The sequence below is a fragment of the Pseudomonas sp. FW305-20 genome (assembly GCF_058788075.1).
The window spans coordinates 1-26861 of sequence record NZ_JBYTAJ010000045.1; the positions used below are offsets into that span (position 1 = coordinate 1).

Annotated in this window: 24 protein-coding genes; 7 read left to right on the forward strand and 17 right to left on the reverse strand. The window is 59.4% G+C overall.

Translation table 11 applies throughout. The features are described 5' to 3' along the window. Positions 1–93: 93 nt before the first annotated feature. From AC3WP4_RS26100 to AC3WP4_RS26120, 5 genes are all read right to left on the reverse strand, one after another. Positions 94–1587, reverse strand: coding sequence for a sensor domain-containing diguanylate cyclase (locus AC3WP4_RS26100; RefSeq protein ID WP_102616484.1), 1494 nt, complete (start codon positions 1585–1587; stop codon positions 94–96). Between the two features lie 146 nt (positions 1588–1733). Beyond that, positions 1734–3053 carry an OprD family porin gene (locus AC3WP4_RS26105; protein ID WP_102616483.1) on the reverse strand — a complete coding sequence of 440 codons (1320 nt, stop codon included), beginning with the start codon at positions 3051–3053 and terminating at the stop codon, positions 1734–1736. Between the two features lie 194 nt (positions 3054–3247). After that, the gene (locus tag AC3WP4_RS26110) at positions 3248–3472 is read right to left on the reverse strand and encodes a hypothetical protein (protein WP_074880051.1); all 225 of its coding nucleotides are present in this window, start codon (positions 3470–3472) and stop codon (positions 3248–3250) included. Between the two features lie 364 nt (positions 3473–3836). Further along, positions 3837–6941: a multidrug efflux RND transporter permease subunit gene (locus AC3WP4_RS26115; RefSeq protein ID WP_102616482.1), complete on the reverse strand. Its 3105-nt coding sequence runs from the start codon at positions 6939–6941 to the stop codon at positions 3837–3839. Beyond that, positions 6938–8098 carry an efflux RND transporter periplasmic adaptor subunit gene (locus tag AC3WP4_RS26120; protein WP_102616481.1) on the reverse strand — a complete coding sequence of 387 codons (1161 nt, stop codon included), beginning with the start codon at positions 8096–8098 and terminating at the stop codon, positions 6938–6940. The genes AC3WP4_RS26115 and AC3WP4_RS26120 overlap by 4 nt, the downstream gene beginning before the upstream one ends. A 487-nt stretch (positions 8099–8585) precedes the next feature. Between AC3WP4_RS26120 and AC3WP4_RS26125 the strand changes: the two genes are divergently transcribed. After that, positions 8586–8843: a hypothetical protein gene (locus AC3WP4_RS26125; RefSeq protein ID WP_007943495.1), complete on the forward strand. Its 258-nt coding sequence runs from the start codon at positions 8586–8588 to the stop codon at positions 8841–8843. A gap of 143 nt (positions 8844–8986) precedes the next feature. Beyond that, positions 8987–10126 (forward strand): transporter substrate-binding domain-containing protein, encoded by a 1140-nt coding sequence (locus AC3WP4_RS26130; RefSeq protein ID WP_102616480.1) that lies wholly within the window; start codon positions 8987–8989, stop codon positions 10124–10126. Positions 10127–10185: 59 nt separating this feature from the next. On the opposite strand, the gene AC3WP4_RS26135 is transcribed toward AC3WP4_RS26130, so the two are convergent. The 5 genes from AC3WP4_RS26135 to norR all read right to left on the reverse strand — a co-directional run bounded on the left by AC3WP4_RS26135 (position 10186) and on the right by norR (position 14643). Next, positions 10186–10935 carry a YkgJ family cysteine cluster protein gene (locus AC3WP4_RS26135; RefSeq protein WP_074880038.1) on the reverse strand — a complete coding sequence of 250 codons (750 nt, stop codon included), beginning with the start codon at positions 10933–10935 and terminating at the stop codon, positions 10186–10188. A gap of 84 nt (positions 10936–11019) precedes the next feature. Continuing rightward, a complete protein-coding gene (locus AC3WP4_RS26140; protein ID WP_102616479.1) occupies positions 11020–11346 on the reverse strand; it encodes a hypothetical protein in 327 nt (108 codons plus the stop codon). Positions 11347–11431: 85 nt separating this feature from the next. After that, positions 11432–11890 carry a GNAT family N-acetyltransferase gene (locus tag AC3WP4_RS26145; RefSeq protein WP_102616478.1) on the reverse strand — a complete coding sequence of 153 codons (459 nt, stop codon included), beginning with the start codon at positions 11888–11890 and terminating at the stop codon, positions 11432–11434. Between the two features lie 28 nt (positions 11891–11918). After that, complete coding sequence (locus AC3WP4_RS26150; RefSeq protein ID WP_074880028.1) at positions 11919–12821, reverse strand: chemotaxis protein CheV; 903 nt, start codon at positions 12819–12821, stop codon at positions 11919–11921. A gap of 271 nt (positions 12822–13092) precedes the next feature. Continuing rightward, positions 13093–14643, reverse strand: coding sequence for a nitric oxide reductase transcriptional regulator NorR (gene norR / locus AC3WP4_RS26155; protein WP_102616477.1), 1551 nt, complete (start codon positions 14641–14643; stop codon positions 13093–13095). 156 nt (positions 14644–14799) lie between these two features. Between norR and hmpA the strand changes: the two genes are divergently transcribed. Continuing rightward, entirely contained in the window at positions 14800–15981 is a 1182-nt protein-coding gene (gene hmpA, locus AC3WP4_RS26160) for an NO-inducible flavohemoprotein (RefSeq protein ID WP_102616476.1), read from the forward strand. Between the two features lie 122 nt (positions 15982–16103). On the opposite strand, the gene AC3WP4_RS26165 is transcribed toward hmpA, so the two are convergent. The 5 genes from AC3WP4_RS26165 to AC3WP4_RS26185 all read right to left on the reverse strand — a co-directional run bounded on the left by AC3WP4_RS26165 (position 16104) and on the right by AC3WP4_RS26185 (position 21356). After that, a complete protein-coding gene (locus tag AC3WP4_RS26165) occupies positions 16104–16760 on the reverse strand; it encodes a helix-turn-helix transcriptional regulator (RefSeq protein ID WP_076029848.1) in 657 nt (218 codons plus the stop codon). Between the two features lie 92 nt (positions 16761–16852). Next, positions 16853–17980, reverse strand: coding sequence for an NAD(P)/FAD-dependent oxidoreductase (locus AC3WP4_RS26170; protein WP_102616475.1), 1128 nt, complete (start codon positions 17978–17980; stop codon positions 16853–16855). Positions 17981–18028: 48 nt separating this feature from the next. Then, positions 18029–18976, reverse strand: a complete 948-nt coding sequence (locus tag AC3WP4_RS26175; protein WP_102616474.1) for an ornithine cyclodeaminase family protein — start codon at positions 18974–18976, stop codon at positions 18029–18031. 137 nt (positions 18977–19113) lie between these two features. Continuing rightward, positions 19114–20601 (reverse strand): ATP-dependent RNA helicase RhlB, encoded by a 1488-nt coding sequence (gene rhlB / locus AC3WP4_RS26180; protein ID WP_074880011.1) that lies wholly within the window; start codon positions 20599–20601, stop codon positions 19114–19116. Positions 20602–20699: 98 nt separating this feature from the next. Beyond that, positions 20700–21356: an alpha/beta hydrolase gene (locus tag AC3WP4_RS26185; RefSeq protein ID WP_074880008.1), complete on the reverse strand. Its 657-nt coding sequence runs from the start codon at positions 21354–21356 to the stop codon at positions 20700–20702. Positions 21357–21823: 467 nt separating this feature from the next. On the opposite strand from AC3WP4_RS26185, the gene AC3WP4_RS26190 reads away from it, so the two are divergent. From AC3WP4_RS26190 to AC3WP4_RS26205, 4 genes are all read left to right on the forward strand, one after another. Then, on the forward strand, positions 21824–22852 hold the full coding sequence (locus AC3WP4_RS26190; protein WP_074880005.1) for an amino acid ABC transporter substrate-binding protein: 1029 nt from the start codon (positions 21824–21826) through the stop codon (positions 22850–22852). A 65-nt stretch (positions 22853–22917) separates the two neighbouring features. After that, complete coding sequence (locus AC3WP4_RS26195) at positions 22918–24099, forward strand: amino acid ABC transporter permease (RefSeq protein WP_102616473.1); 1182 nt, start codon at positions 22918–22920, stop codon at positions 24097–24099. 10 nt (positions 24100–24109) lie between these two features. Beyond that, entirely contained in the window at positions 24110–25207 is a 1098-nt protein-coding gene (locus tag AC3WP4_RS26200; RefSeq protein ID WP_074879998.1) for an amino acid ABC transporter permease, read from the forward strand. A gap of 10 nt (positions 25208–25217) precedes the next feature. Next, positions 25218–25982, forward strand: coding sequence for an amino acid ABC transporter ATP-binding protein (locus AC3WP4_RS26205; protein WP_008147575.1), 765 nt, complete (start codon positions 25218–25220; stop codon positions 25980–25982). 55 nt (positions 25983–26037) lie between these two features. Here AC3WP4_RS26205 and AC3WP4_RS26210 read toward each other — a convergent pair whose 3' ends face one another. Together AC3WP4_RS26210 and AC3WP4_RS26215 are read right to left on the reverse strand one after the other, a co-directional pair. Further along, on the reverse strand, positions 26038–26520 hold the full coding sequence (locus AC3WP4_RS26210) for a type II toxin-antitoxin system MqsA family antitoxin (RefSeq protein ID WP_076029853.1): 483 nt from the start codon (positions 26518–26520) through the stop codon (positions 26038–26040). Continuing rightward, positions 26517–26828, reverse strand: coding sequence for a type II toxin-antitoxin system MqsR family toxin (locus AC3WP4_RS26215; protein ID WP_074879991.1), 312 nt, complete (start codon positions 26826–26828; stop codon positions 26517–26519). The genes AC3WP4_RS26210 and AC3WP4_RS26215 overlap by 4 nt, the downstream gene beginning before the upstream one ends. Positions 26829–26861 lie beyond the last annotated feature (33 nt).

Sequence of the window (26861 nt, forward strand, 5' to 3'; positions counted from 1 at the left end):
CGTGGGAATGCCTCAAGGGACGCTCCGCGTTCCAGCTCTCGAAAGGGACGCGGAGCGTCCCGGGCTGCATTCCCACGCGGAGCGTGGGAACGATCATCCTGCGACTACCCGATTACGCCCACTTTCCTTGGCCTGATACAGCGCCTTGTCCGCTGCAAACAATAGCTGTTCGAGGCTGATGTCGGTGGAGGTGGTCCAGGTGCTGATACCGATACTGACAGTAATCGGCGACTCGGCACCTGCCACCCGCGGCAACTGCTCTACGGTCGCGCGGATGTGTTCGGCAATCTGTTGCGCACCCTGGCTATCGGTTTCCGCGAGAATCACCGAAAACTCCTCACCGCCATAACGGGCGACCAGGTCAGCGGGTCGTCTCACATTGTCGGCGATCACCTTGGCCACCGAGCGCAACGCATCATCGCCAGCCTGATGCCCATGACGATCGTTGAACGCCTTGAAATGGTCGGCATCAATCATCAGCAGCGACAAAGGCTGGCCGGAACGTTGAGCGCGGAACCACTCATGCCGCAGCACCTGATCCAGCGTTCGGCGGTTGGCCAGGCCGGTCAAGGGATCGGTAGCCGCCAGTTGCGCCAGTTCCTGTTCGGCGTGGTGGCGCAGGCGCAGTTCGCGGCTGAGCAGCCAGGTCAGCCAGAGCAAGCCGATGCACAGCGCCATCGTCGCAACGCTAACCACCACCGCCGTACGCTTCCACGAGGCAAACACTTCATCACTGGACAGTGCAACGATGACGATCAACGGCAAGTTGCCCACCTTGGAGAACGTGTACAGGCGTTTGTCCTTATAGCGGCTTGAAACACCGGTGAAGCTGCCGTTGCCTTCTTTGACGATGCGCTGGAAGTTGGGGCGGCTGCTGAAGTCCTTGCCAATCAGCTCCTCGGCCAAGCGGGGCTCCTGGGCCAGAAGAATCCCGTCCGAGCTGATCAGGTTGACCGAGCTGTCACGACCGATGCTCAAGCTGTTGAACAGTTGATCGAAATAACTCAAGCGCATGGCAGCTTCGGCCACGCCAAGAAATTCGCCTTGTGAGCCGCTGATTCGGCGACTGAAGCTGATTCGCCATTCATGTTCAGGTTGGCTGGAACGGAAGGGACGGCTGATGAGCATGTTCGTGTCGCGATTGTTCACGTGCGACTGAAAGTATTCGCGGTCAGCAAAATTGCCCTTTCTGGGTTCTACCGAGGCCGAGTCGGCGATCACGTCACCCTTGTTGTCCAGCAACAGAATGTCACCCTTGTGCGGCGCGGCAGTGGCACGGTCAAACAAGGCCAAATGGCGAATGGCAGGGGAAACGTTCTTGAGGTCTTCACGCTGGGAGGCAGCGATCAAGCCGAGCAAGGACACGTCATAGAGTTCGACATTGCGCAGCACGTCGGCGTCGATCAGTTGCACAATGTTGGTTGCTGCGCGAGTGGCCGACTGTTCAGCATTGGCGCGTTCGCGAATGAGCAGGAACGCGACGATGCTCAATATCGCAATCACCAACAGCAAACTGCCGAGAACCAGGAGCCGCTCCGATCGCGTCGACCGGACCGGGTGGTGAGATGTCGCACTGCTCACACTCATGGTTCTACTTCTGCTAATGAGGCGTTATTAAAGTGTTTTGCAAGACTCAGGCAGAATCCCGGAAACCATTTGCGTTCGGTGCGCCTGTATAAATCCCGAGTAAAAAAAAGGCCAGCAAAACATGCTGGCCTTTTGCTTATTGAAGCTTAGAAGACATTGAGCGGGTAGTCGACGATCACCCGGTATTCATCGGTGTCCTGATCCAGCGCGCCATAGCCGTTGCCTCCACGGTTGGTCGCCCATTGCAGGCGCAGCGCCAGGCTTTTGGCCTTGCCACCCTGAACCACGTAGTTGAGGTCGATGTCACGTTCCCAGTGCCTGGCGTGTTTGCCGTCAGCGCTGTACCACGAGGCATAACCGGGACTGTCCGGATCGACCTTGGTCAGGTCCAGTTCACCTCGGGAGTAAGAGATCGCCGAGGTCAGGCCGGGGAGGCCGAGCCCGACAAAGTCGTAGGCGTACTTGAGTTTCCAAGAGCGTTCGTTCGGGCCGTTGAAGTCCGAATACTGCTGGGAGTTGTCGAGGTAGACGCTGTCGCCCTGGCTGATGTAGTCGAACGGCGTATTGCCGTTGACCCGCTGATAGGCCGCGGTAACGCTGTGATCGCCGACCCCCACGGTGAAATGCAGGCTGTAGGTATTGTTGTCGATGTGGCCCAGCAGCGCATCGCCGGTGTCTTGCGTGTGATAGGCATGCAGGCCGGGGTTGAGGCTGACCCGATCGTTCAAGGCGTAGGTGTAATCCAGGTCGTAGTAATACTGGTTCCAGATGTCCTTGAGTTCGGAAGCATAGACGCTGCTGGTCAACCCCGGCAGGCCGCTCCAGGCCACGCCGGCCCAATTCAGGTGCTTACTTTCGTCACCGTCGGCCAGGCTGCCGTAGGACGTGCCGATTCGGGTGTGCCCACTCTGGTTGTAAGGCTTGGTGAAACTCGCCTGGCCACCTTCAATCATCCAGCCGTCAAAACGGTGGTTGGTCAGGCTGACGCCGCGAAAGGTCTGGGGCAGCATGCGGGTTTCGCCGCCGGCGATCACCGGGTTGGCGAGAAACAAGTCACCGGCCTTCAGTTCGGTATCGTAGGCACGCATTTTCAGCGTGCCACCCGCCGTCGAGAACGAGCCCGGCGCTTTGCCGTTGCCATCGCTGACCGGCAGGATGCTCGAGCCATCGGTACCGCCACCGCCGTCGAGCTTGAGCCCGAGCATCGCGTGGGCGTCAACGCCGAAACCGATGGCGCCTTGGGTGTAGCCTGATTCGAAGAGGCCAAGGAAACCCTGGCCCCATTCAATGTTGTCGTCCGTCTGCTGCAGGCGGTTGCGGTTCATGTAGTAGTTACGGGCGTTGAGGTTGAGGCTCGATCCTTCAACGAAACCTTCGGCGTTTGAGTCGTCTGCGGCGTGAGCAGCAGGCGTCACCGTTGCAGCGATTGCAATGAACAACGGGCTGAATCTGAGAGGGAAACGCACTAGCGGTAAAGCTCCTTGGGTCAACTTAGAGCCTCATTGTCTTGAGACTCAGGATGTTTCTTGTTAGGGGAGACGAACTAAAACTGATTAAAACCACAACGAAAAAAAGCCGCTGATAGCAGCGGCTTGAAGACAACTTTTCAAAGGAAAGAGCCGATGAAAAGTGTCGAGGGAAACAGAGCGATATTGAACAATCAGCTTTCTTTCTCAATCGGTGGTCGGGCCTGAGTGCTCGACGCTTGAGGGGTTTGCGCAGCTTCCTGAGCCTTGGCCGTCATTTCGTTGTGAGTCTGTTCGAATGCAGCCGCGCGTGCGGAGTTTTGCGCGACGAACGTCTGCGACTCTTCAGCGATGGCGAACGGAGACAGAAACAAAGAGGACAAAACGAAAGCGCTGGCAATACCCATAGTGTTGGACATCTTTAAAACCTTCTTGCTTGGCAAGTGCTGTTTGGTGCGGCAAAGATAAGGGGGTTTTGCGAGGGGAAAAAGAGCGGATTCATGAAAGGACTGTTGCGCTTAAGGCAACAGTTGACCACCGATCGTTCCCACGCTCTGCGTGGGAATGCCTCAACGGACGCTCCGCGTTCGGCTTGGAATGGGACGCGGAGCGTCCCTGGCTGCATTCCCACGCGGAGCGTGGGAACGATCATTTGGCGGGGTCAGACCGGGAGATGGATACCGAAGGTATTCATGCCGTGATCACTGCGCACAAACACATCCCCGCCGTGCATCAGCGCAATGGCCTTGACGTCTTCGATAATCAGAACGCGCATGACCCGCCTCAGTCTGTGGTCGCCAGCGCCGGTTGAGGTGCTGATGCTGGTGGGAGAGGGTGCCGATGGAATAGCCGCTCGAGCCACAAGTATATGACCGGCGTGGTGAACAGCGTCAGCGCCTGGCTCACCAGCAAACCGCCGACCACCGCGATACCCAGCGGCTGGCGCAGTTCGGCGCCGGTGCCATAGCCGAGCATCAGGGGCAGGGCGCCGAGCAGGGCGGCGAGGGTGGTCATGATGATCGGTCGGAACCGCGTCATACACGCCTCATAGATCGCCTCTTCGGGAGGCAAGCCACGGTTACGTTGGGCGTCCAGCGCGAAGTCGATCATCAGAATGCCGTTCTTCTTGACGATGCCGATCAGCAGCACCAGCCCGATCAACGCCATGATCGAAAAGTCCTGCCCGCAGATCCACAGCATGACAACCGCCCCAAGCCCCGCCGAGGGCAGCGTCGAAATGATCGTCAGCGGGTGCACGAAGCTTTCATACAGAACGCCCAGAATGATGTACACCGCGACCAGCGCCGCCAGAATCAGCCAAGGCTGACTGGCCAGCGAACTCTGGAACGCCTGGGCCGCGCCCTGGAAATTGCCACTGATGGCCACCGGCATGCCGATGTCGGTCTTGGCCTGGTCGAGCATGATCACCGCATCGCCCAACGCGACGCCGGGCGCCAGGTTGAACGACAGGTTGGCCGCCGGGAACATCCCGTCATGAGCGATAGATAACGGGCCGATGGTCGGCGCTTCGAATTTCGCCAGGGCCGACAGCGGCACCATTTCCCCGCTCAGGGGCGAGCGCAGGTAGAAATAGTTGAGGCTTTCGGCCTTGCCGCGCTGCTTGGTGTCGAGTTCCAGAATCACGTTGTACTGGTTGGTCTGGGTCTGGAACTCGTTGATCTGCCGTTGACCGAAGGCATCGTACAACGCTTCGTCGACATCGCTGGCGGTCAGGCCGAAACGCGCTGCGGCGCTGCGGTCAATGCTGATGTGGGTGATGCTGCCGCCCAGTTGCAGGTCGTTGGAAATGTCGCGGAACGCCGGGTTGGCGCGCAGCTTTTCCGTCAGGCGCTGGGTCCAGGTGCTCAGGAGTGCCCCGTCGTTGCTCTTAAGCACGTATTGGTACTGCGCGCGACTCGGACCGGAACTGAGGTTGATGTCTTGCCCGGCGCGCAGGTACAGCACGATGCCCGGGACTTTCATCAGTTGCGGGCGAATCCGGTCGATGAATTGGCTGGCGGACACGTCTCGATCGCCGCGCTTTTTCAGCGAAATCCAGAAGCGGCCGTTAGCGATGGTCTGGTTGCTGCCCGCAACGCCGACCGAGTGTGAGAACGTCTCGACGGCGGGATCGGCGGCGACGATTTCTGCCATCGCCAGGTGTTTTTTCACCATGTCGCCGTAGGAAATGTCCGCGGCCGCTTCGGTAGTACCGAGGACGAAACCAGTGTCCTGCACGGGGAAGAAACCCTTCGGAATGAAAATGTACCCGGCGACCGCCAAGCCGAGGGACAGGCCGAACACACCGATCATCAGCTTCTGATGGGCGAGGGCCCGGCGCAGGCCTTTTTCATACAGCGCCAGTAACCGCTCGCCGAAGCCCGATTGGCGGTGTTGCGGCGCACGCATGAATAGCGCGGCCAACGTCGGTGCCAGCGTCAGGGACACCACCACCGAAATCATGATGGTCGAGGTAGCGGTCAGGGCGAACTCCTTGAACAGTCGCCCGACCACGCCGCTCATGAACAACAGCGGAATGAACGCCGCCACCAGCGAGAAACTGATCGAGACCACGGTAAAGCCGATCTCGCCGGCACCCTTGATCGCCGCCTCGCGCCTGCCGTCGCCGGCTTCCAGGTGACGGTGAATGTTTTCCACCACCACAATCGCATCGTCCACCACAAACCCGACGGACACCACGATCGCCACCAGCGTCAGGTTATTCAGGCTGAAACCCATGATGTACATCAGGGCAAAACTGGCGATCAGCGACACACCGAGCACCGACGCCACGATCAGGGTTGCCGACAACTGCCGCAGGAACAGCGCCATCACCGCCACCACCAGCAGGATCGCGATCAGCAGGGTGATTTCCACTTCATGCAACGACGCGCGGATGGTCTGGGTGCGGTCGACCAGCACGTTGACCTGCACCGAGGCCGGCAGCATGGCCTCCAGCGCCGGCAGGGCTGCTTGAATTCGGTCGACGGTCGCGACGATGTTGGCTCCCGGTTGCCGGAAAATCACCAGGTTCACCCCCGGCTTACCATCAGCCCACGCCTGGATGTAGGCGTCTTCCGAACCGTTGACGACTTTGGCCACATCCTTGAGATGAACCGGTGCGCCGTCCTTGTAGGAAACAATCAGCTGACCGTATTCCTCGGGATGGAACAACTGGTCGTTGGTGGACAAGGTCGAAATGCTCGACTCGCCGTACAACGCCCCTTTGGCCAGATTGAGGCTGGTCTGCTGGATTGCCAGGCGAATGTCCGCCAGGGTCAGGCCGATGGCAGCGAGTTTGTCTGCTGACGCCTGCACCCGGATCGCCGGACGTTGCTGACCGGTGATGTTGATATTGCCTACACCGTCGATCTGGCTGATCTGACGGGCGAGCAGGGTTTCCACCAGGTCACTGACTTCGGTGCCGGGCATTTGCGGCGAGTGGATGCTGAGGATCAGCACCGGGCTATCGGCCGGGTTGACCTTCCTCCAGTTCGGCAGGTTCGGCATGTCCTTGGGCAGTTTGCCGGCGGCGGTGTTGATCGCGGCCTGGACTTCCTGCGCGGCGGTGTCGATGCTTTTGTCGAGGGTGAATTGCAGGGTCAGGATGGTCGAGCCCAGGGCGCTGCTCGAGGTCATCTGGGTCACGCCGGGGATGGCGCTGAATTGCACTTCAAGCGGCGTGGCCACCGACGAGGCCATGGTTTCGGGGTTGGCGCCGGGTAATTGCGCGGCCACCTGGATGGTCGGGAATTCCGCTTCCGGCAGTGGTGCAATCGGCAGTCGCGGGAAGGCGATGACACCGAGCAGCACCAAGGCAAAGGTCAGCAGGACCGTCGCCACCGGATGATCGATGCACCACGCGGAGATCGAACCATGGCCCTTCATGGTTTTGGCTCCGATTGCACCACTTGCGGTGGATCGGTCACGACCTGCACGGTCGAACCCGGTTTGAGCCGCGACTGGCCGTCGCTGACCAGTACGTCGCCCGGATTCACGCCTTTGATGAGGTCCTGGCCGCTGCCTTGATGAATGATCTGCACCTGAACGGCTTCGACCTTGTCACCCTTGACCCGGTAGACGAAATGTTGATCGAGGCCACGTTGTACGACGGTGGGCGGCACTACCAGCGCATTTTTATCCAGTGCTGTCTGAATCTTTACCGTTACCAGCAGGCCCGGCCAGAGTTTCTGTGCGGGGTTGGCGAATTCGGCTTTGGCGCGGATGGTCCCGGTGTTGGCGTTGATCTGGTTGTCGATCAGGGTCAGGCGACCTTCGCCCAGCAGGTTGCCGGTTTCCCCATCGGTGTCGGCACCGATGTAAGCCTTGACCGGCGTGTGCTGTGGATCGTTGATCAGGCCTTGCAGGGTCGGCAACATGTGTTGCGGCAGGGAAAACTCCACGGCGATCGGGTCGATCTGGGTCACCGTGAACAGGCCTTGAGCGTCGGTCATGCGCAGGAAGTTGCCTTCATCCACCGTGCGAATACCGACGCGACCTGTTACCGGGGAGCGAATCTGTGTGTAGGAAAGCTGCACTTGAGCGGCGTCGATCGAGGCCTGGTTGCCTTGGGCGGTGGCTTTGAGTTGGTTGACCAGGGCTTGTTGCTGGTCGTAGGTCTGCTTGGAAACCCCGTCGTCCACGCTCAACAGTTTGTAGCGCTTGAGGTTGACCTGAGCCACTTGCAGTTGCGCCAGGCTTTCGCCAAGTTGCGCTCGGGCCTGCTCGAGGCTGGCGCGGATCGAGCGGTCGTCGATGGTGGCGAGCAGGTCGCCTTTGTTCACCCGTTGGCCTTCCTTGACCAGGATTCTGGTGAGGATGCCGTCGATTTGCGGACGCACCACAACGCTATGCAGGGACAGCACCGAGCCGATGCCGCTGACGTAGCGTGGGACGTCTTTTTCGATGACGTTCACTACCCGGACGGGGATCGCAGAGGGTGCGGTCAGTTTGGTGGCCGCGGGTTTGTTGGCGTACCACAGGCCCAGCGCTGCCAGGACGATCAGAAGGGCTGTGAGCAAGGCGGGGTTTTTCTGAATTCGCATGCGAGTGGGGCGCCGGGGCTGTGGGTCGGTTTTTTTCAGGTTTGTATCTTCCTTTATAAACCTGTTCTCCGGTCAGGGAGGTAAATGCTAACTGACGGCGCTGTCAGTTTTGACCTCTGCGGGGCGATGCCGATCCTTCCTGATGAACACCTACACTCAGCCTTCCGAAGGGGCGGGTGGATCAAGATCAAGAGCTGCAGGCGAGCTAACGCTCGGCCTGATGAGTGGTGAGGAGCGAAAGGCGAACACCGATCCCTTGTGGGAGTGAGCCTGCTCGCGATGGCGGCCTGACAGCCGACCAATGTCGCGCAGATGGATACTGTTCAATTGGGTCCGGGCGGGGTTCCGACGAAGGCGTCAGGTCAGTCAACGCAAAACCCGACGGACTCGCTTGCTGCTTGAAGCTTGCAACTCCCGAGACAGGTATACTGCCGCCTTTCGCGGCTCGCTGATCGGGCCCGACTCTATTGCATCACCCGGAGCTTTCATGACTTCCCCGACACAACCGCCGGTTGCCGACGCTTTGAGCGACGACCAGGCAGACCTGCCAGACAGCGTCGACTCCAGCGCAGACAGCGAAACCAAAGCCGCGATCCCGGCGTTCAAGTTCCCGTTCAAGCCGGGCGACCTGGCCGCCGCGAAGAATGCCAGCCAGCCCTGGTACAAGAACGGCGCCAAGAACGGCCATACCAAGACCCCGGGCGCAGCGCCTCCTGGCACTCGTCGCTCGATGGGCAAGCGCTGACGGTCAGGCATTTTGTTGCGCGGTAATTGTTCTGTCTGTCATTGAGATAGTTCCCACAAGGATGAGCGATTCGTCCTCTGGGAAAGTCGGTGGCCTCTCGTCGAAGATTCATGCCCGTGAATTTTCGATGCAGGCCACCAAAAATGTCTCTGGTAAAAACCCTCTCTTTCCTGTCGCTGGTGGCCCTGACCACTGGCTGCATGTCGACTGTGCCCGATCCACAAATCCGTTTCGGTGTCGAAGCGCTGGTTCCGCCGTTCGAGAGCCGTAACGACAAGGGTGAGCTGGTCGGATTGAATATCGAGTTGGGCAACGCGCTGTGTGCCGAACTCAAATCCCGCTGTGTCTGGGTTGATCAGGATTACGCGACCAACCTTCATGCCCTTGAAGCCAACCGTTTCGACGTGATCATGCCGATGACCGCCACCCCTGCGCGTCGTGAGCAGGTTGATTTCACCGAAAACCTGTATCCCTTGAGTAACCGTCTGGTGGCTCGCGTGGGCTCGAATCTGCAGCCGGATGCGCAATCACTCAAGGGCAAGCGTATCGGCGTGCTTGCGGGCACAAGCCGCGAGGCTTTCGCCAAGGCTCGCTGGGCAGCGGCCGGGGTGACGGTGCGCAGTTTCAATTTCAACAACCAATTGGTCGACAGCCTGCTCGCGGGTGATATCGATGCCACCCTGCAAGACTCCGTTGAAATTACCCACGCGTTATTAAGCCTGCCCCAAGGGCAGGCTTTCCAGTTTGCCGGAGCCCCTGTCAGGGACCCGATGCTGGGCAGTGGCGTGGCCGTGGCCGTGCGAAAAACCGACACTCTGCTGCGCGATAACTTGAATGCGGCGTTGGAGCGTCTTAAGCAAAATGGCCAGTATCAGGCAATTACCCAGCGTTATTTGCCGCCCGCAGTGCCAGACTCACCACGCTACTTTGCGAATGAGGAAGGTCTGGCATTTTCCGATGCGGTGCAGGTCGGCGAGACCCTTTACCTTTCCGGGCTGCTCGGCCTCGGGGCTGATGGCGAATTGGTGAAGGGCGGCATCGGCCCGCAGACGACCCAGGTCATGGAGAACTTGCGAACCGCGCTGCAACGCAACGGTTCGTCCCTGGCTCAAGTGGCCAAATGCACGGTCATCCTTGCCGACATAAGGGACTTTTCCGCCATGAATGCTGTGTATCGCAGTTTCTTTGCGGCAGATCGTTTGCCCGCACGTACGACGTTTGCCGGCAAGTTGGTCGAGAACGCGCGGGTAGAAGTGGAATGTCTGGCAGTGACGGCCAGCTAATCTTCTTGGCGACGAATCACTGCGCAACGGTATTGCGCAGTGATTCCGAGACTGGCGCCTCAGGCCACCCGCAACGAAATAAACGCATAGTTCGCTGGCGTATCTGTTGCCACTTGCGCACCCGTCGCCTGCACTTGCCCGGCGATGTCTTCGCCCGATACATGAAACAACCAGTCAGCGCCTGACCCGACCAATGGCTGCGCCGCAACCTGATCGATGCCCCTCGCGAACGCCGTCATGTCCGGCAGGTAAGCGGTAAACCCATCACCCTTCAACGCTGTAGTCCGAATCCCCAGCAACGCGCAAATCGCTTCCTTGGTCCGAATGTCATCGCGATCGGCCTGACGGGAGCGCTGGATTAATCCAGCCAGTTCCTGATCGACCAATTCACTTCCCACAATCAGTTTCGGTCCCTTTTCCCACGACTCGGGCGGACATTCTTTCGCCGCAGTGTTCAGGGGAATATGCGGATTGATTTCCATCGGGTAGATGCGGCACACCAGCGGCCGGCGTTCATAGATGCGGCAGAGGTTGTCTTCGTCAAGATTCCGGCAAGGACCGACGTTGTAAGCGGCAAAAGTGATGGCTATGTACGCCTCGGAAACGCCGCTTCGAACCTTCACTGAGCGGCGTTCGGCATGTTCACGCTGCTGCTCTGGCAAGCCCAGGCCATTGCCCAGGAAACCTTCCACCAGCACGATCACTTGACCGCCATCGGCCGCCCACATCCGCGCTTCGGGCAGGGTCAGGGGCACGTGATGGTCGTTGCAGCATTTGCCACAGCCTACGCAGGAAAACGTCGTATTCATTGAACGGCCAGTTGCATTGAAGAACATGAAAACGGCGACAGAATGTCGCCGCAAAGGCCGCTATCGAAGCAAGTTATGCGCCAGTCACTGCGCCTTGGCGGTTGGGCGGATGGAGTCCCATTCGGTGACGTAGGCGGTTTTGCTTTTCTTGTTATAGAGACACAGTTCGGTGCCTTGCTGGCCTTTCATGTGTTTTTGCGGGTATTGGCCTTGCAACAGCAGTGCGGTGTAGCCAACCCGGTCATCGAACTGCGCGGCATTGCCCACGGGTTTGGCATTTTTCAAGCCGCTGGCCTTGGTGCAACTGGCGAGTACGGTTTTGTCGTAGGCGGCCCAGGCGTCGGGGCTGGATGCGTGAGCCTGAAAGGCGAGAGCGGTGAGGCAGAGGAAGGTCAGGCTTGCGGCTTTCATGGGGCGGGCATCCTTGGGGTGTTTTGGCCAAGGTTGGAGTATGCCTGATGGTTTCAGGTTGAATGTGTCGGCCCCCTCGCCACAGTCAGGCCGGAACCGGTTCCCGGCGGACCACGCGCATCCCGGCACTTTCATACAGCCGCTGCGCCCGAAGGTTGTCTTCCAGCACCTTCAAGTCGACGAAACCCTCGCGCCGTTGCTGAAAAATGTTGAAAGCATGTAGCAGCAACGCGCGTCCCAAACCTTGGCCCTGAGCTCGTGGATGGACGACCAGGTTCTTGATGTAGGCGCTGGTCCAGCACTGGCACACCCCAACGATGCCTTCGGCATCCAGGGCGATGAGACACAGGCTCGGATCATATTCAGGATCGGTTTCAAAACGCTGTTGCCACACGTTCAGCGACGGCACGCGACCGCCACCTTCCTGATAGCCCAGTTCCATCAGGCGATGAATGGCTTCAGCCAGATCGGGGCGGTATTCGCTGAGGAAGATTCCCGCAGGCCAAGCGATTGCGGGCACAACTTCAGCGAGGTTGCGCCGCATCAGAAAACAGAAGTCCTTGCTCAAGGCCTCAATGACCTTGTTCAGCGACCGCCTTGGCCGCTTCGATCAGGCACTTGGTCAGTTCTGGCGAGGAGAACTTGGTCAGCACTGCGTTCGCGCCGGCAAGACGGGCCTTTTCGCTGTTCATCGCGCTGTCCAAAGAGGTGTGCAGCAGCACATAGAGGTGCGAGAAGTCGGGGGTTTCGCGCAGGGTTCGGGTAAATGCGTAACCGTCCATCTCCGACATTTCGATGTCCGAGACGATCAGGTTGATTTGCTGGGCCGTGCCTTGCAGGTCCAGCAGGCAGTCGATGGCTTCCTTGGCACTGCGGGCGGTGTGGCATTGCAGGCCGAGGTTGCGCAGGGTGTGCACTGATTGTTGCAACGCCACCTGACTGTCATCGACCACCAGAATCCGCGCGTTGCCGAGTACTTCGGCATCTTCCATGCTCAGTTCGGTCGGCGCCGTTTCGATCTGCGCCGGGGCGATGCCATGGATCACTTTTTCGATGTCCAGTACCTGTACCAACGTGCCGTCGACCGAGGTCACGCCAGTGATGTATGAACGCACGCCGCCAGAGCCAAACGGCGGCGGGCGGATGTCGGTGGTCAGGCAGTGGACGATCTTGCTCACGGCTTGAACGTGCAACCCCTGCTTGGAGCGGCTGACATCGGTAACGATCAGGCAGCCACCGTTCGGATCTTCCAGCGGTCGTTCGCCGATGGCACGGCTGAGGTCGATCACTGATAACGACGCGCCGCGCAAGGTGGCGATGCCTTTGACATGAGGATGCGCCTCCGGCAGCTTGGTCAGCGGCGGGCAGGGAATGATTTCGCTGACTTTCAGCAGGTTGATCGCCATCAGCTTGCCGCTGCGCAAGGTAAACAGCAGAAGCGAAAGTGAATCTGCGCGGGCTTTGTTTGAAGACATAAAAACCTTCTTTGGAAAAAGGTGATAGGCAGCCGCGAGGATCGCCAACAGCTATCGATGCCGGGTTATCGACTTGTTACGGGCAGGCTTTAGGGTTATTCCGTCGCCAGCCCGGTCAGTGCGATTCCTGTAGCAGCTGCCGAAGGCTGCGTCCGGCTGCGAAGCAGTCGTAAATCCAGTCCCCCCGGTGCATCAGATACAACACGGTGGATGGTTTGGCGAGGACTTCGTCCTCGAACGCAGCCTTCGGCAGCTGCTACACGGGATCGGGTTACTTCATACCCAGGCGTTTAGCCATCCTTCCAAGATTTGCCCGATCCAAGCCTAGCTCACGCGCTGCGCTCGCCCAATTGTTATGGTGCCGTTCCAGGCAGGCGTTGATCAGTCGACGCTGATAATCCTCGGTCGCCGCCCGCAAGTCTCCCGAGACCAAAGCCGCAGGGCTGTCTGGGGCCGGCTCGGTTGCAAGCTCAACGCTGCCATTGGGCAAATCCAGATCCGCCGCGCTCAAACTCAGAATCTTCGGCCGCTCCTTGCAGTTACCCAACGCCTTCAAGGCACTGCGGCCAATCAAGTGTTCCAGCTCCCGCACATTGCCCGGCCATGTATAGGCCAGCAATGCCGCCTGCGCATCGCTGGTCAGGCGCAGGCTGTTGAGGCCCATGCGCGAGCGGTTTTGCTCCAGGAAGTAGCCGCTGAGCAGCAGCACATCCCGCCCACGGTCACGCAACGCTGGCACCAGCAGCGGATAAACGCTCAGGCGGTGATAGAAGTCGGCGCGGTAGCGGCCGCTACGCACTTCCTCGGCCAGGTCGCGGTTGGTCGCGGCGATCAGTCGTACGTCGACCAGATGCTCTTTATCCGACCCCAATCGCTGCAGCTGACCGCTTTGCAGGACGCGCAGCAATTTGGCCTGGACGGTCAGGGACAGCTCACCGACTTCATCGAGAAACAGTGTGCCGCCATTGGCCAGTTCGAACTTGCCGCGCCGATCGTTCATCGCGCCGGTAAAGGCGCCGCGGACGTGGCCGAACAATTCGCTCTCCACCAGTGTGTCCGGCAGCGCGGCGCAGTTGAGGCTGATGATCGGCTTGTCAGCCCGGGGCGATGCGGCGTGGATGGCTTGGGCGACCAGTTCCTTGCCGACTCCGGTTTCGCCGGTGATCAGCACGGTAAGGTCGCTGCCGCCCACCAGGTTGATTTCTTCCACCAACCGTTTGTGCGCCTTGCTCTGGCCAATCATCTCGCGGTTCTGCTGGCCGCTGGCCTGTCGGTAAACCTCGGCACGCTGATGTTCGTCTTCGACACGATTGGCCAGGCGTTCGATGCGCTCGGCGGCGTTGACGGTGGCGGCGGCGAGGCTGGCGAAAGCTTCCAGGGCGTCCAGTTCGATCGGTTCGAAGCGCTCCGGATCGAGGGCGTCGAGGGTCAGCAAACCCCAGGGACGCTCATCGATAAACAGCGGGCAACCCATGCAATCGTGGACTTCCAGATGTTCATCGAGGCCATCGACCAATCCGTCGTAAGGGTCGGGCAGGTCGCTGTCGGCGGCAAAACGGGTCGGGCCGTGGCTGCTGAGCAGCGCTTCGAAACGCGGGTGTTCGCTGACTTTGAAGCGTCGGCCGAGGGTGTCGGTGCTCAACCCGTCGACGGCCAGTGGCACCAGCCATTCGCCATCAAGGCGCAGCAGGGCAGCAGCGTCGCACGGTAGCAAGGCGCGCATGGCTTCGAGCAAGCGTCGATAGCGCTCGCCTTCAGGGAGTTCGCGGGACAGGTCAGCGACCAGTGGCAGCAGGGTGGTGAGCAAGGCTTTTGCAGTCATAGTGACTCCGTGTAGTCGGTATGACTATAAGTCAGAGTGTGTCGATATGACTATCAAGAATTTAACTTATTGATTTATAAGGTTTTAATTTCTGGCACGAAAACTGATAACTACAAGACAAACAGTTAGCAATCCAAGTAGTTCAGGAGTCGCCTTATGCTTAGCGTTCAAGACCGTGCAATCGTCAAATCCACTGTGCCCTTGCTGGAAAGCGGTGGCGAAGCATTGATCACGCATTTCTACCGCATGATGCTGTCCGAGTACCCGGAAGTTCGCCCGTTGTTCAACCAGGCCCATCAGGCCAGCGGTGATCAGCCGCGTGCCCTGGCCAACGGTGTCTTGATGTATGCGCGGCACATCGACCAGCTCGACCAGTTGGGCGACCTGGTGGCCAAGATCATCAACAAGCACGTGGCGCTGCAAATCCTTCCGGAACATTACCCGATTGTCGGTTCATGCCTGCTGCGAGCCATTTCTGAAGTGCTGGGTGAAGAGATTGCCACACCTGAAGTGATGGCTGCCTGGGGGGCTGCTTACGGTCAACTGGCCGACATCCTGATCGGCGCCGAAACCAGCATCTATGACCAGAAGGAACAGGCACCGGGCGGCTGGCGCGGGGCACGGGAATTCATCGTGGTGGCCAAGGTCGACGAAAGCGAGGAAATCACCTCGTTGTACTTTGAACCGGCCGACAAAGGCCCGATTCTGGCGGCAGAGCCAGGCCAGTACATCGGCATGAAACTGATCCTCGATGGCGAAGAAATTCGTCGTAACTACTCGCTGTCGGCCTTGACCAACAAGGGCCAGTACCGGATCAGCGTCAAACGTGAAACCGGTGGCCGCGCCTCCAACCACCTGCACGATCATTTGCAGGTAGGCTCCAGCATCCAGCTGTTCCCGCCAGCGGGCGAATTCACGCTGACCGACAGCGACAAACCGCTGGTGCTGATCAGCGGCGGCGTCGGCATCACTCCGACCCTGGCAATGCTGGAAGCGGCGCTGGCGACCGAACGGCCAGTGCATTTTATCCACTGCGCACGTAACGGTAGCGTTCACGCCTTCCGCGACTGGATCGATGGCTTGGCCGAGCGTCATCCGCAACTCAAACGCTTTTATTGCTACGACGAAGATGACGGCGTGAGCCCGGCGGCGGACAAGGTTGGGTTGTTGAGTCAGGAGCAACTGGGCGAGTGGTTGCCGCAGCAGCGCGATCTGGACGCGTACTTCCTCGGTCCTAAAGGCTTCATGGCGGCGGTCAAGCGCCACCTCAAAGCGCTGGGTGTGCCGGAGAAGCAAAGCCGTTACGAGTTCTTCGGGCCGGCGTCGGTTCTGGAGTAACCACTAAAGCGAGAAACCTGTGGCGAGGGAGCTTGCTCCCGCTGGGCCGGGAACCGGCCCCGCTCTACCTGAAAAGAAGGGACTGCTGCGCAGTCCAGCGGGAGCAAGCTCCCTCGCCACAATTAGCCCTTCAGTTCTTTCAAATGTTTGTACACCGTTGCCCGCCCCATGTTCAGCACGTTCGCCACATAGTTGGAGGCGCTTTTGCCTTTGAAGGCGCCTTCGGCGTGCAGTGCCAGCACCAGTTCGCGCTTATGGTCACGGGTCAACAGGTTCAGGCTCAGCTGACGCTCGCGCAGCCAGGCGTGCAGGAACGTATTGATCCGCTCCTGCCAGTCATCGCGAAACAGCGAATCGGGCTGCGGAATCAACTTGCTTGGCGACAGGAACAGATCCAGCGCTGCCTTGGCATTCTCGAACAACGAAATATTCAGGTTTATGCACAGCACCGCCAGCGGACGACCTTCGCTGTCGCGCAGGACACTGCTCAGGCTGCGAATCTTCTGACCATCCCAATTGAGCTTTTCGTACGGCCCGATGTTTCGTTCGCTGATCTCCTCGCTGAGCATGTCCTCTAGCGACGAGTCATCACCGATTTCCCGTTTGGACAGGTTGTTGGCGATGTAATCGACCTTTTGGGTACGCAGGTCGTGCAGTACCACCTCGGCGTGAGGAAAGAACAACGTGGCGATGGCATCGGCGATCGCGCGGAAATTGTCCAGCGGCGAACTCTTCAATGCAGAGTCGTTACCGACTGGTTCTTGTTCTTGGGCGTTCATAAAGTGGAGCTCCGGACAGCATCGGCGCCCCGTCAAAAAAGGGCGCTGGAAGTTTGCCGCAATCGTGTCAGCACGTCACCTGCGTCCGAACGTCAGCCCAGTCGAGCGGGGGCGAGCATTTGGGTGTTCAGACCGAAACGAGTCAGTTGTTCGGGCAAGGCTTCACCGCGGACCAGTGCCGCGCTGGCCTGGCCCATGGCCGGCGAGGTCTGGATGCCATAACCGCCTTGTGCTGCTACCCAGAATAACCCCGGTACCTGCGGATCGAAACCGCACAGCAAATCACCGTCACTGACGAAACTGCGCAAGCCGGCCCAGGTGCGGGTCGGACGCCGGATGGTCAGGGTGGTGGCTTCTTCGATCTGGTAGATGCCCAACGCGATGTCCAGCTCTTCGGGCTGCACATCGTGCGGTTCCACCGGGTCGGCGTTGGCGGGCGAGCCGAGGAACATTCCGGCGTCGGGCTTCATGTAGAAGGATTCGTCGAGGCTGACCAGCATTGGCCAATAGTGGATGTCCACGCCCTCGGGGCCGGCGAAGATGAACGCGGCACGGCGCTTGGGTTGCAGGCCCAGTGGACTGGCACCGGCGAGCTCAGCGATTTTGTCGGCCCAGGCGCCTGCCGCGTTGATGATGATCGGGGCGCTGAAGGTCTGACCGTTGGTTTGCACGTGCCACACACCTTCGGCGTCGCGGGTGAGACTCATGACTTCGCTGTCGGTATGAATTTCGCCCTTGTTGCGTCGGATACCGCGCAGGTAACCCTGGTGCAAGGCATCGGTGTCGATGTCGCTGGCGGTCGGGTCGTAAATCGCACCATGGACTTTTTCCCGGCGCAGGATCGGCAGGCGTACGCAGGCCTCGTCGGCGCTGAGCAACTGCATCTGCGGCACCGTGGCTTTGGCGCTCAGGTATTGATTATTCAGTTCGGCCGGGTCACCGGTGAAGTCCACGGTCATCTCGCCACGCGGGGTCAGCAGCGGGTGCTCGCAGAAACCGGCCGGCGGCGCGTCGAAGAAATCACGGCTGGCCTGAGTCAGCGCTCGAACCTGCGGGGTGCCGTAGGCGGCGGTGAACAGTGCGGCGGAACGTCCGGTGGAGTGGTAAGCCGGATGGGATTCGCGTTCGAGCACAATCACCCGGGCGTGCTGCGACAACCAGAAACCGGTGGAAGCACCGGCAATCCCGCCGCCGATGATGATGAAATCTGCCTGGCTCATGAACGTCTCCTGATGGGGCGTAAATGCCGAATGTGTCGATTTGTGGTGTTAGTGCTGTAGGCGGTAGATGGCATTGGCCAGTGCGATGTCTTCCAGGCCCAGGCCAATGGAGCGGAAGAACACATGGCGGTCGTAGCCAGGGCGCTGGACTTTTTCGCTGAGCAGGTCGGGCAAGTCGCCGATGATCGCGTTTTTGTCCCAGCCATATTGTTCACCGGCAATCAGCATCTCGCCGGCCGAGCCCGGGGTGGTCAGGCGATAGTCGCAGAACACTTGCATGTCATTGAGGCTCTGCGGCGGCACCTCGTGGGCACGCGGTGCGTTGGTGCTGATGGAAGTGATCAGCGCCGGTTTGCTCAAGCTCGACGGGTGGATCACCGGGCCTGCGGACGAGGTGCAGAGCATGATCACGTCGGCGTCTTGAACTGCTGCTTCAAGACTGTCGAGGATGCTCAGGCGCGGATCGAGGCTTTTGAGCTGCGCCAATACCTCGGGATTTTTGTCGCTCAGGCTCGGCGAGTAGAGGCTGATGCTCTGCCAGTCGCGCAGGCCTTTGACGTAGTGCACGTGCGCCTGGGCGACCTTGCCGCTGCCGATAATCGCCAGGCGCTGCGCCTTCAGCGGGGCGAGGGCGTCGACCGCCACGGCGGTGGTTGCGGCGGTGCGTGCCGTGGTCAGTTCACCGGCATCGCAGAGCAACAGCGGCTGGCCGGTCTGCATCGACATCAACAGCGTCCAGGCGGTCACCAGCGGGCCTTGTTCACGCACGATGTACGGCGAGGTCTTGACCCCGTAAACGCCGTCTTCGGCCAGCACGCCCAGGTAGTTGATGAAGTCGCCAGCGCCCTGGGGAAACTCCACCAGTTGCTGCGCCGGTTGTACGGCTTGGCCGGCGGCCAGGTCGCGGAACAGCTTGCGCAGGATCTGCGGCACGTCGACCTGCGCCAGCAGCTCGCGAACTTGAGGTTGGGTGATCACGTAAGGCGTACTGGGCATGGTCGGCTCCGAGAGCTGAAAGTAAACTAATTTGTCTATTATGGACATTTAGTTGTCGCGAGCAAGCCTGTTGAAAAAACTGGACGAAAAAAAAGCGCAGTCCGTTTCCGGCTGCGCCTCTTTTAGTGCGACCCGCGTTACGGGCGCTTGCGCTCAACCGCTCGCAGCAGATGCGTCGGTGGCGTTTCGCAGCTGATCTTGCGACCCAGCAGCGCCTCGATGGACGGTAGCTGGTAGGAGTCGTCTTCACCGGCAAAACTGATGGACACGCCATCGGCGCCGGCACGACCGGTACGACCGATGCGATGCACGTAGTCGTCCGGGACTTCCGGCAGGGTGAAGTTGATCACGTGGCTGATACCGTCGATGTGAATGCCGCGACCGGCCACATCGGTGGCGACCAGGACGCGGATCTTGCCTTCGCGGAAACCTTCCAGGGTCTTGATGCGCTTGTGCTGCGGCACGTCGCCGGACAGTTGCGCGGCGTTGACGCCATCGCGCACCAGGCGTTCTTCGATGCGCCGCACTTCATCCTTGCGGTTGGCGAACACCATCACCCGCTCCCAACCGTTGTCGTTGACCAGGTTGTAGAGCAGTTTGTATTTGTCGGCACCGGCGACCGCGTAGATGTGCTGCTCGACGTTTTCGCTGGCCACGTTCTGCGACTCGATCTCGACGATCGACGGCTCGGTGGTCCATTGCTTGGCCAGGTTCATCACGTCTTCGGTGAAGGTCGCGGAGAACAGCAGCGTCTGACGCTCGTTCTTCGGCGGAGTCTGGCGAATGATCTGACGCACTTGTGGGATGAAACCCATGTCGAGCATCCGGTCGGCTTCGTCCAGGACCATGACTTCGACCATGTCCAGGTGCACGTCGCCGCGCTGGTTGAAGTCCAGCAGACGGCCCGGTGTGGCGACGAGGATGTCGCAGTGACGGGCTTCGAGGTGCTTGAGCTGCTTGTCGAAGTCCATGCCGCCGACGAACGTCATGACGTTGAGGCCGGTGTACTTGGTCAGGTCGGCCGCGTCCTTGGCGATCTGCACCACCAGTTCCCGGGTCGGCGCGATGATCAGTGCCCGCGGCTCACCCATGTAACGCTCTTTCGGCGGTGGGGTTTGCAGCAGCTGGGTGATGATCGAAATCAGGAAGGCAGCGGTTTTGCCGGTGCCGGTCTGGGCGCGACCGATGGCATCTTTGCCGGCCAGGGTGAAGCCGAGGACTTGTGCCTGGATCGGCGTGCAATACGGGAAGCCCAGGTCCTGGATGGCATGCATCAGTTCGGGGGCGAGTTTGAAATCGTGGAAACGGGTTTTGCCTTCCTGGGGTTCGACGGCGAAGTCTTCGAGTTTCCAGGGGATGACCGGTGCTTTGGGCTTGGGTTCGCGACGCGGTCGGGCAGGTTTCGCAGCTTCGTTGCCCGGTTCTTCAGAGGCCTGGGCCTCAACGGGTTGGACGGCCGGTGTGGTGATCGGCTCGTGCTTCGGTACCGCTACGGTGGCGGTCCGGCCAGACTGACTACCGTCGGTGCGGTGGCTGGGATGGTGAGACGGAGCGCTGGAGACTGGCGCGAGCTGCTCAGTCTCGCTTTTACCGAACATTTTCTTGAGTGCTTTGAGCACGGTCATCTCATCGATTGGTTAAGGAATATACGCCGGCCAGTGTAATGCAAGAATCGGGCGCGGCGTAGGGGGATGGATCAATGGGTTGCTTTTCACATAAACAGTTAACGCAAGCGCTCGGCGAGCCAGACACTAATGTCGCGAATTTCCTCGGGTAACACTTCATGACCCATTGGGTATTCCTGCCATGTCACGGTGACACCATGCTGCTTTAGATACTCATAAGCGGTGCGGCCCATGGAGTTTTGAACGACGTCATCGTACTGGCCGTGCAAAGACAGCACGGGAATGCGCTGCTGGCTGGCGGAAAGCTCCAGTTCATCGCTGAAGGTCGGCGCATAAGTCGAGAGGGCAAGTACGCCACCCAGCGGCCCCTGCCATTTCAGGAAAGCGGTGTGCAGCACCACCGCGCCACCCTGGGAAAAACCTGCCAGAAAGATTCGCGAGGCGTCTATTCCGCTGGCGCGCTGCTCCTCGATCAAATCAAAGACTCTTTGCGCGGACGCTTCCAGCTGCTCGCGGTTGATCGCGCGCGCCGGGCTCATGGCCAATATGTCGTACCAGCTCGGCATCTCGTAGCCACCATTGATGGTCACGGCGCGGGTCGGTGCCTGGGGGAGAACGAAGCGGGTGGTCAGCAGGGTTTCCTGTAACGCCTCGGCCACCGGCAGGAAGTCGTAGCGATCGGCGCCCAGGCCGTGCAGCCAGATAACGCAGGCGTCTGCGGGCTTGACGGGCTGAAGAATCAAGGGCTCGGTCATGGTTGCTCCAATATTGTGCAGGCGCGCTCATTGAGTGCGAGGTCTGAGGGCGTGCCTGGTTGATCAGTTAAGAAGATGTCGCAAGGCTACAAGTTTTGCTATTGACCTGTCGCGTAATCGCTTCAGCGAGCGGTCTGGTACGGGCTTTGCTATGGGGAAACGGTGCAACCCATCTCGCGCCTTGCGGTAACACTATCAGTGTACTGCTGGCGGTGGGATAGCAAAGAATCCGGTGATGGATGTTCGCCAGTGGCCGCTACGGGCTTCGCGAACGTGAAAGGGCTACAGCCCGTTCGGCCGATTGGTGAGAAGTGAGTTGTCCATGATGTGGATTTTCTCCTACTAGACTCATAGCGCTGGTCTTACGTCGGTTGACCCCAAAAAAAGCCAACACGGGTCAACAACGCCTCATAAGGGTGCGACTGGACTCAAGCTCCGACACAACAAGAGCAAAACTGGAGGTTTGAATGAAGATGTTGAAATCCACCCTGGCTATCGTGACTGCAGCCGCAGTACTCGGTGTCAGTGGGTTCGCTCAGGCGGGTGCAACCCTGGATGCAGTGCAGAAGAAAGGTTTCGTACAGTGCGGCGTAAGTGATGGTCTGCCGGGCTTCTCGGTTCCAGACTCGACTGGCAAGATCATCGGCATCGATGCCGACGTCTGCCGCGCTGTGGCCGCTGCCGTATTCGGCGACGCGACCAAGGTCAAATTCAGCCAGTTGAACGCCAAAGAGCGCTTCACCGCGCTGCAGTCCGGCGAAATCGACGTGCTGTCGCGTAACACCACCTGGACCAGCTCCCGCGATTCGGGCATGGGCCTGGTGTTTGCCGGCGTGACGTACTACGACGGCATCGGCTTCCTGGTGAACAACAAGCTGGGCGTGAAGAGCGCTAAAGAGCTCGACGGCGCCACCATCTGCATTCAAGCCGGTACCACGACCGAGCTGAACGTTTCCGACTACTTCCGCGGTAACGGTCTGAAATACACCCCGATCACCTTCGACACCTCCGATGAAAGCGCCAAGTCGCTGGAATCCGGTCGTTGCGACGTGCTGACCTCCGACAAATCCCAGCTCTACGCACAACGCAGCAAACTGGCGACCCCGACCGACTACGTCGTTCTGCCGGAAACCATCTCCAAGGAGCCTCTGGGCCCGGTCGTGCGTAAAGGCGACGAAGAGTGGTTCAGCATCGTCAAGTGGACCCTGTTCGCGATGCTCAACGCTGAAGAAATGGGCATCACCCAGAAAAACGTTGAAGCTGAAGCCAAAGCCACCAAGAACCCGGACGTTGCTCGTCTGCTGGGCGCTGACGGTGAATACGGCAAAGACCTGAAAGTGAAGAAAGACTGGGTCGTGCAGATCGTCAAGCAAGTGGGTAACTACGGTGAAGTGTTCGAGAAAAACCTCGGCAAGAGCACTCCACTGGCCATCGACCGCGGGCTGAACGCTCTGTGGAACAACGGCGGCATTCAATACGCACCACCAGTGCGCTGATGGTTCTATCACCCGGTGGGCCAACCACCGGGTGATGTTCTGTTCCATTCTTTGCGGGGCACTTCATGCAAAATTCAATCGGCGCACCAAAGCAGAGGCTCAGCCTCAGCGATCCAAAAGTGCGTGCGTGGCTATTTCAGATCATCACCATCGTGGCGGTGGTCTCGATGGGCTGGTATCTGTTCGACAACACACAGACCAACCTTGAGCACCGGGGCATTACCTCCGGTTTCAGCTTTCTGGAGCGCAGTGCCGGTTTCGGCATCGCTCAACACCTGATCGACTACACCGAATCGGACAGCTATGCCCGGGTGTTTGTCATCGGCTTGCTCAACACGCTGCTGGTGACCTTCATCGGCGTGATCCTGGCGACGATCCTCGGGTTCATCGTTGGTGTGTCACGGCTGTCGAAGAACTGGATCATTGCCAAGCTGGCGACGGTGTATGTAGAGGTTTTTCGTAACATTCCGCCGCTGCTGCAAATCCTGTTCTGGTACTTCGCGGTGTTCCTGACCATGCCGGGGCCACGCAACAGCCATAACTTCGGCGACACCTTCTTTGTCAGCAGTCGTGGCCTGAACATGCCGGCCGCGTTGGCGGCGGATGGTTTCTGGCCGTTTGTGGCGAGCATCGTCGTAGCCGTCGTCGCCATCGTGCTGATGAGTCGCTGGGCGACCAAACGCTTCGAAGAGACCGGCGTACCGTTCCACAAGTTCTGGGTGGGCCTGGCACTGTTCCTGGTGATCCCTGCGCTGTGCGCATTGATCTTCGGCGCGCCAGTGCACTGGGAAATGCCGAAGCTGCAAGGCTTCAACTTCGTCGGTGGCTGGGTGCTGATCCCGGAACTGCTGGCTCTGACCCTGGCCCTGACCGTATACACCGCGGCGTTTATCGCCGAGATCGTGCGTTCGGGCATCAAGTCGGTCAGCCACGGCCAGACGGAAGCGGCGCACTCGTTGGGGTTGCGCAACGGTCCGACCCTGCGCAAGGTGATCATCCCGCAAGCCCTGCGCGTGATCATTCCACCGCTGACCAGCCAATACCTGAACCTGGCGAAGAACTCCTCGCTGGCGGCCGGTATCGGTTACCCGGAAATGGTCTCGTTGTTTGCCGGTACGGTGCTGAACCAGACCGGGCAGGCGATCGAGGTGATTGCCATCACCATGAGCGTATACCTGGCGATCAGTATCAGCATTTCCCTGCTGATGAACTGGTACAACAAGCGCATTGCGCTGATCGAGCGGTAAGGAAAAGCGCATGACGACTCATACTTTCAAACCTGACATGCCGCCCCCGAACCGCAGCATCGGTGTCGTGGCGTGGATGCGCGCCAACATGTTCTCCAGCTGGCTCAACACCCTGCTGACCCTGTTCGCGTTCTACCTGATCTACCTGGTGGTGCCGCCGATCCTGAGCTGGGCGATCCTCGATGCCAACTGGGTCGGCACCAGCCAGGCCGACTGCACCAAGGAGGGCGCCTGCTGGGTGTTCATCCAACAGCGCTTCGGCCAGTTCATGTACGGCTACTACCCGGTGGACTTGCGCTGGCGCGTTGACCTGACCGTATGGTTGGCGGTCATCGGCGTGGCACCGTTGTTCATCTCGCGTTTTCACCATAAAGCGGTGTACGGGCTGAGCTTCCTGGTGGTGTATCCGATTGTTGCCTGGTGCCTGCTGCACGGCGGCGTCTTCGGCCTGACCCAGGTGGCGACCAGCCAGTGGGGCGGCTTGATGCTGACCCTGGTGATCGCCACTGTCGGTATTGCCGGTGCATTGCCGCTGGGTATCGTCCTGGCGCTGGGCCGTCGTTCGAACATGCCAGCGATTCGTGTGGTCTGCGTGACCTTCATCGAATTCTGGCGCGGCGTGCCGTTGATCACGGTGCTGTTCATGTCCTCGGTGATGTTGCCGTTGTTCCTGCCTGAAGGCATGAACTTCGACAAACTGTTGCGGGCACTGATCGGTGTGATCCTGTTCCAGTCGGCCTACGTTGCCGAAGTGGTGCGTGGCGGTCTGCAAGCGATTCCCAAAGGTCAGTACGAAGCGGCTGCAGCGATGGGCCTCGGCTACTGGCGCAGCATGGGCCTGGTGATTCTGCCGCAAGCCCTGAAGCTGGTGATCCCCGGCATCGTCAACACCTTCATTGCGCTGTTCAAGGACACGAGCCTGGTGATCATCATCGGCCTGTTCGACTTGCTCAACAGCGTCAAACAAGCCGCCGCCGACCCGAAATGGTTGGGCATGGCCACCGAAGGCTATGTGTTCGCGGCCCTGGTGTTCTGGATTTTCTGTTTTGGTATGTCGCGCTATTCCATGCATCTGGAACGCAAGCTCGACACTGGCCACAAGCGTTAGGAGTTCTGAAATGAGCGAAGCAATCAAAAAGCCTGTGAGCCCTGAAGGCATTATTCAGATGCAGGGCGTGAACAAATGGTACGGCCAGTTCCACGTGTTGAAAGACATCAACCTGAACGTTAAACAGGGCGAGCGTATCGTCCTGTGTGGCCCGTCGGGTTCCGGCAAGTCCACCACCATTCGTTGCCTCAACCGTCTGGAAGAACACCAGCAGGGCCGCATCGTGGTCGACGGCGTGGAGCTGACCAACGACCTCAAGCAGATCGAATCGGTGCGCCGTGAAGTCGGCATGGTGTTCCAGCACTTCAACCTGTTCCCGCACCTGACCATCCTGCAGAACTGCACGCTGGCGCCGATGTGGGTACGCAAGATGCCCAAGCGCAAGGCCGAGGAAATCGCCATGCATTATCTGGAACGCGTACGCATTCCGGAGCAGGCGCATAAATTCCCGGGGCAACTGTCCGGCGGTCAGCAACAGCGTGTGGCGATTGCCCGTGCCTTGTGCATGAAGCCGAAAATCATGCTGTTCGACGAACCGACTTCGGCACTCGATCCAGAGATGGTGAAAGAGGTTCTGGACACCATGATCGGCCTGGCCGAAGACGGCATGACCATGCTCTGCGTGACCCACGAAATGGGCTTCGCCCGCACCGTGGCCAACCGCGTGATCTTCATGGACAAGGGTGAAATCGTCGAGCAGGCTGCGCCGAACGACTTCTTCGATAATCCGCAGAATGAACGGACCAAGCTGTTCTTGAGCCAGATTTTGCATTGATGCCAGCTGACTCGTAGAAACAAACCCGGCCTCGCGCCGGGTTTGTTTTTTGCGCTCAGGAAACAGTGAGGGTTTCGTGCTCTTTGTGCGCTGTATGCTTGAAACCCCTCAAATCCGCCCCTTCACCCAGTGATTTCACATCGGCGAGCAAATGCGGATAGCGGTCAAGCAGGCGCATCAGCAGCACCAATGTTTTCGGAGGAAGTATTTCGCCGCGCTCGTAACGGGAAAACGCGTTGTGTCCGCCACCGGACAGTAGTTGCACAGTTTCTTTTTGCGTCAGATGCAGTTTGCGACGGATTCGCTTCATCTCGTCGCCGATCATCTGCCTTGCTGCGATAACCAGTTCGTCGCCCGCATCTGAATGACGCTCTGAACAACTGTCGTCTAACTCGACCTCGCCACACATCTGGCATTCCCAGCCAGATAAATCATTTACGCGGCGCTCCATACCTTTGACGCTCATGGTTTCGCCGCGACCCTCGAAATGTCGCATTCCTTCCTGGGCTCCACAGCTAAAACACTGCCGGGTTTTCATTGGGATTTCTCCTTGAAGGAGATTACGGGTGGACCACCGCCGGGGCGATACGTCACCTTGATATAAATCTCCAGACCGTATGAGTTGATGTGATAAACGTCTTGCCAGACGCGATGATCGTCATAGGTGGTCATCGACTTGTACAGCATCTTTCCCTGGAGCTCGAAAATGACCTCCTGCATCTCCACGAGGTTTAAGCCAAGAACCCTGCCGCCGTTTTTAGCACTGCTGGTGAATGCTTTGCCTCCAAGTCGCCTGACATCCGCTTTGATCACCGCCAAGTCGTAATGGGGTGTGTTCTTTTCCATAAGAAGCCGCTAACCCTGTCCCTAAAATTACCC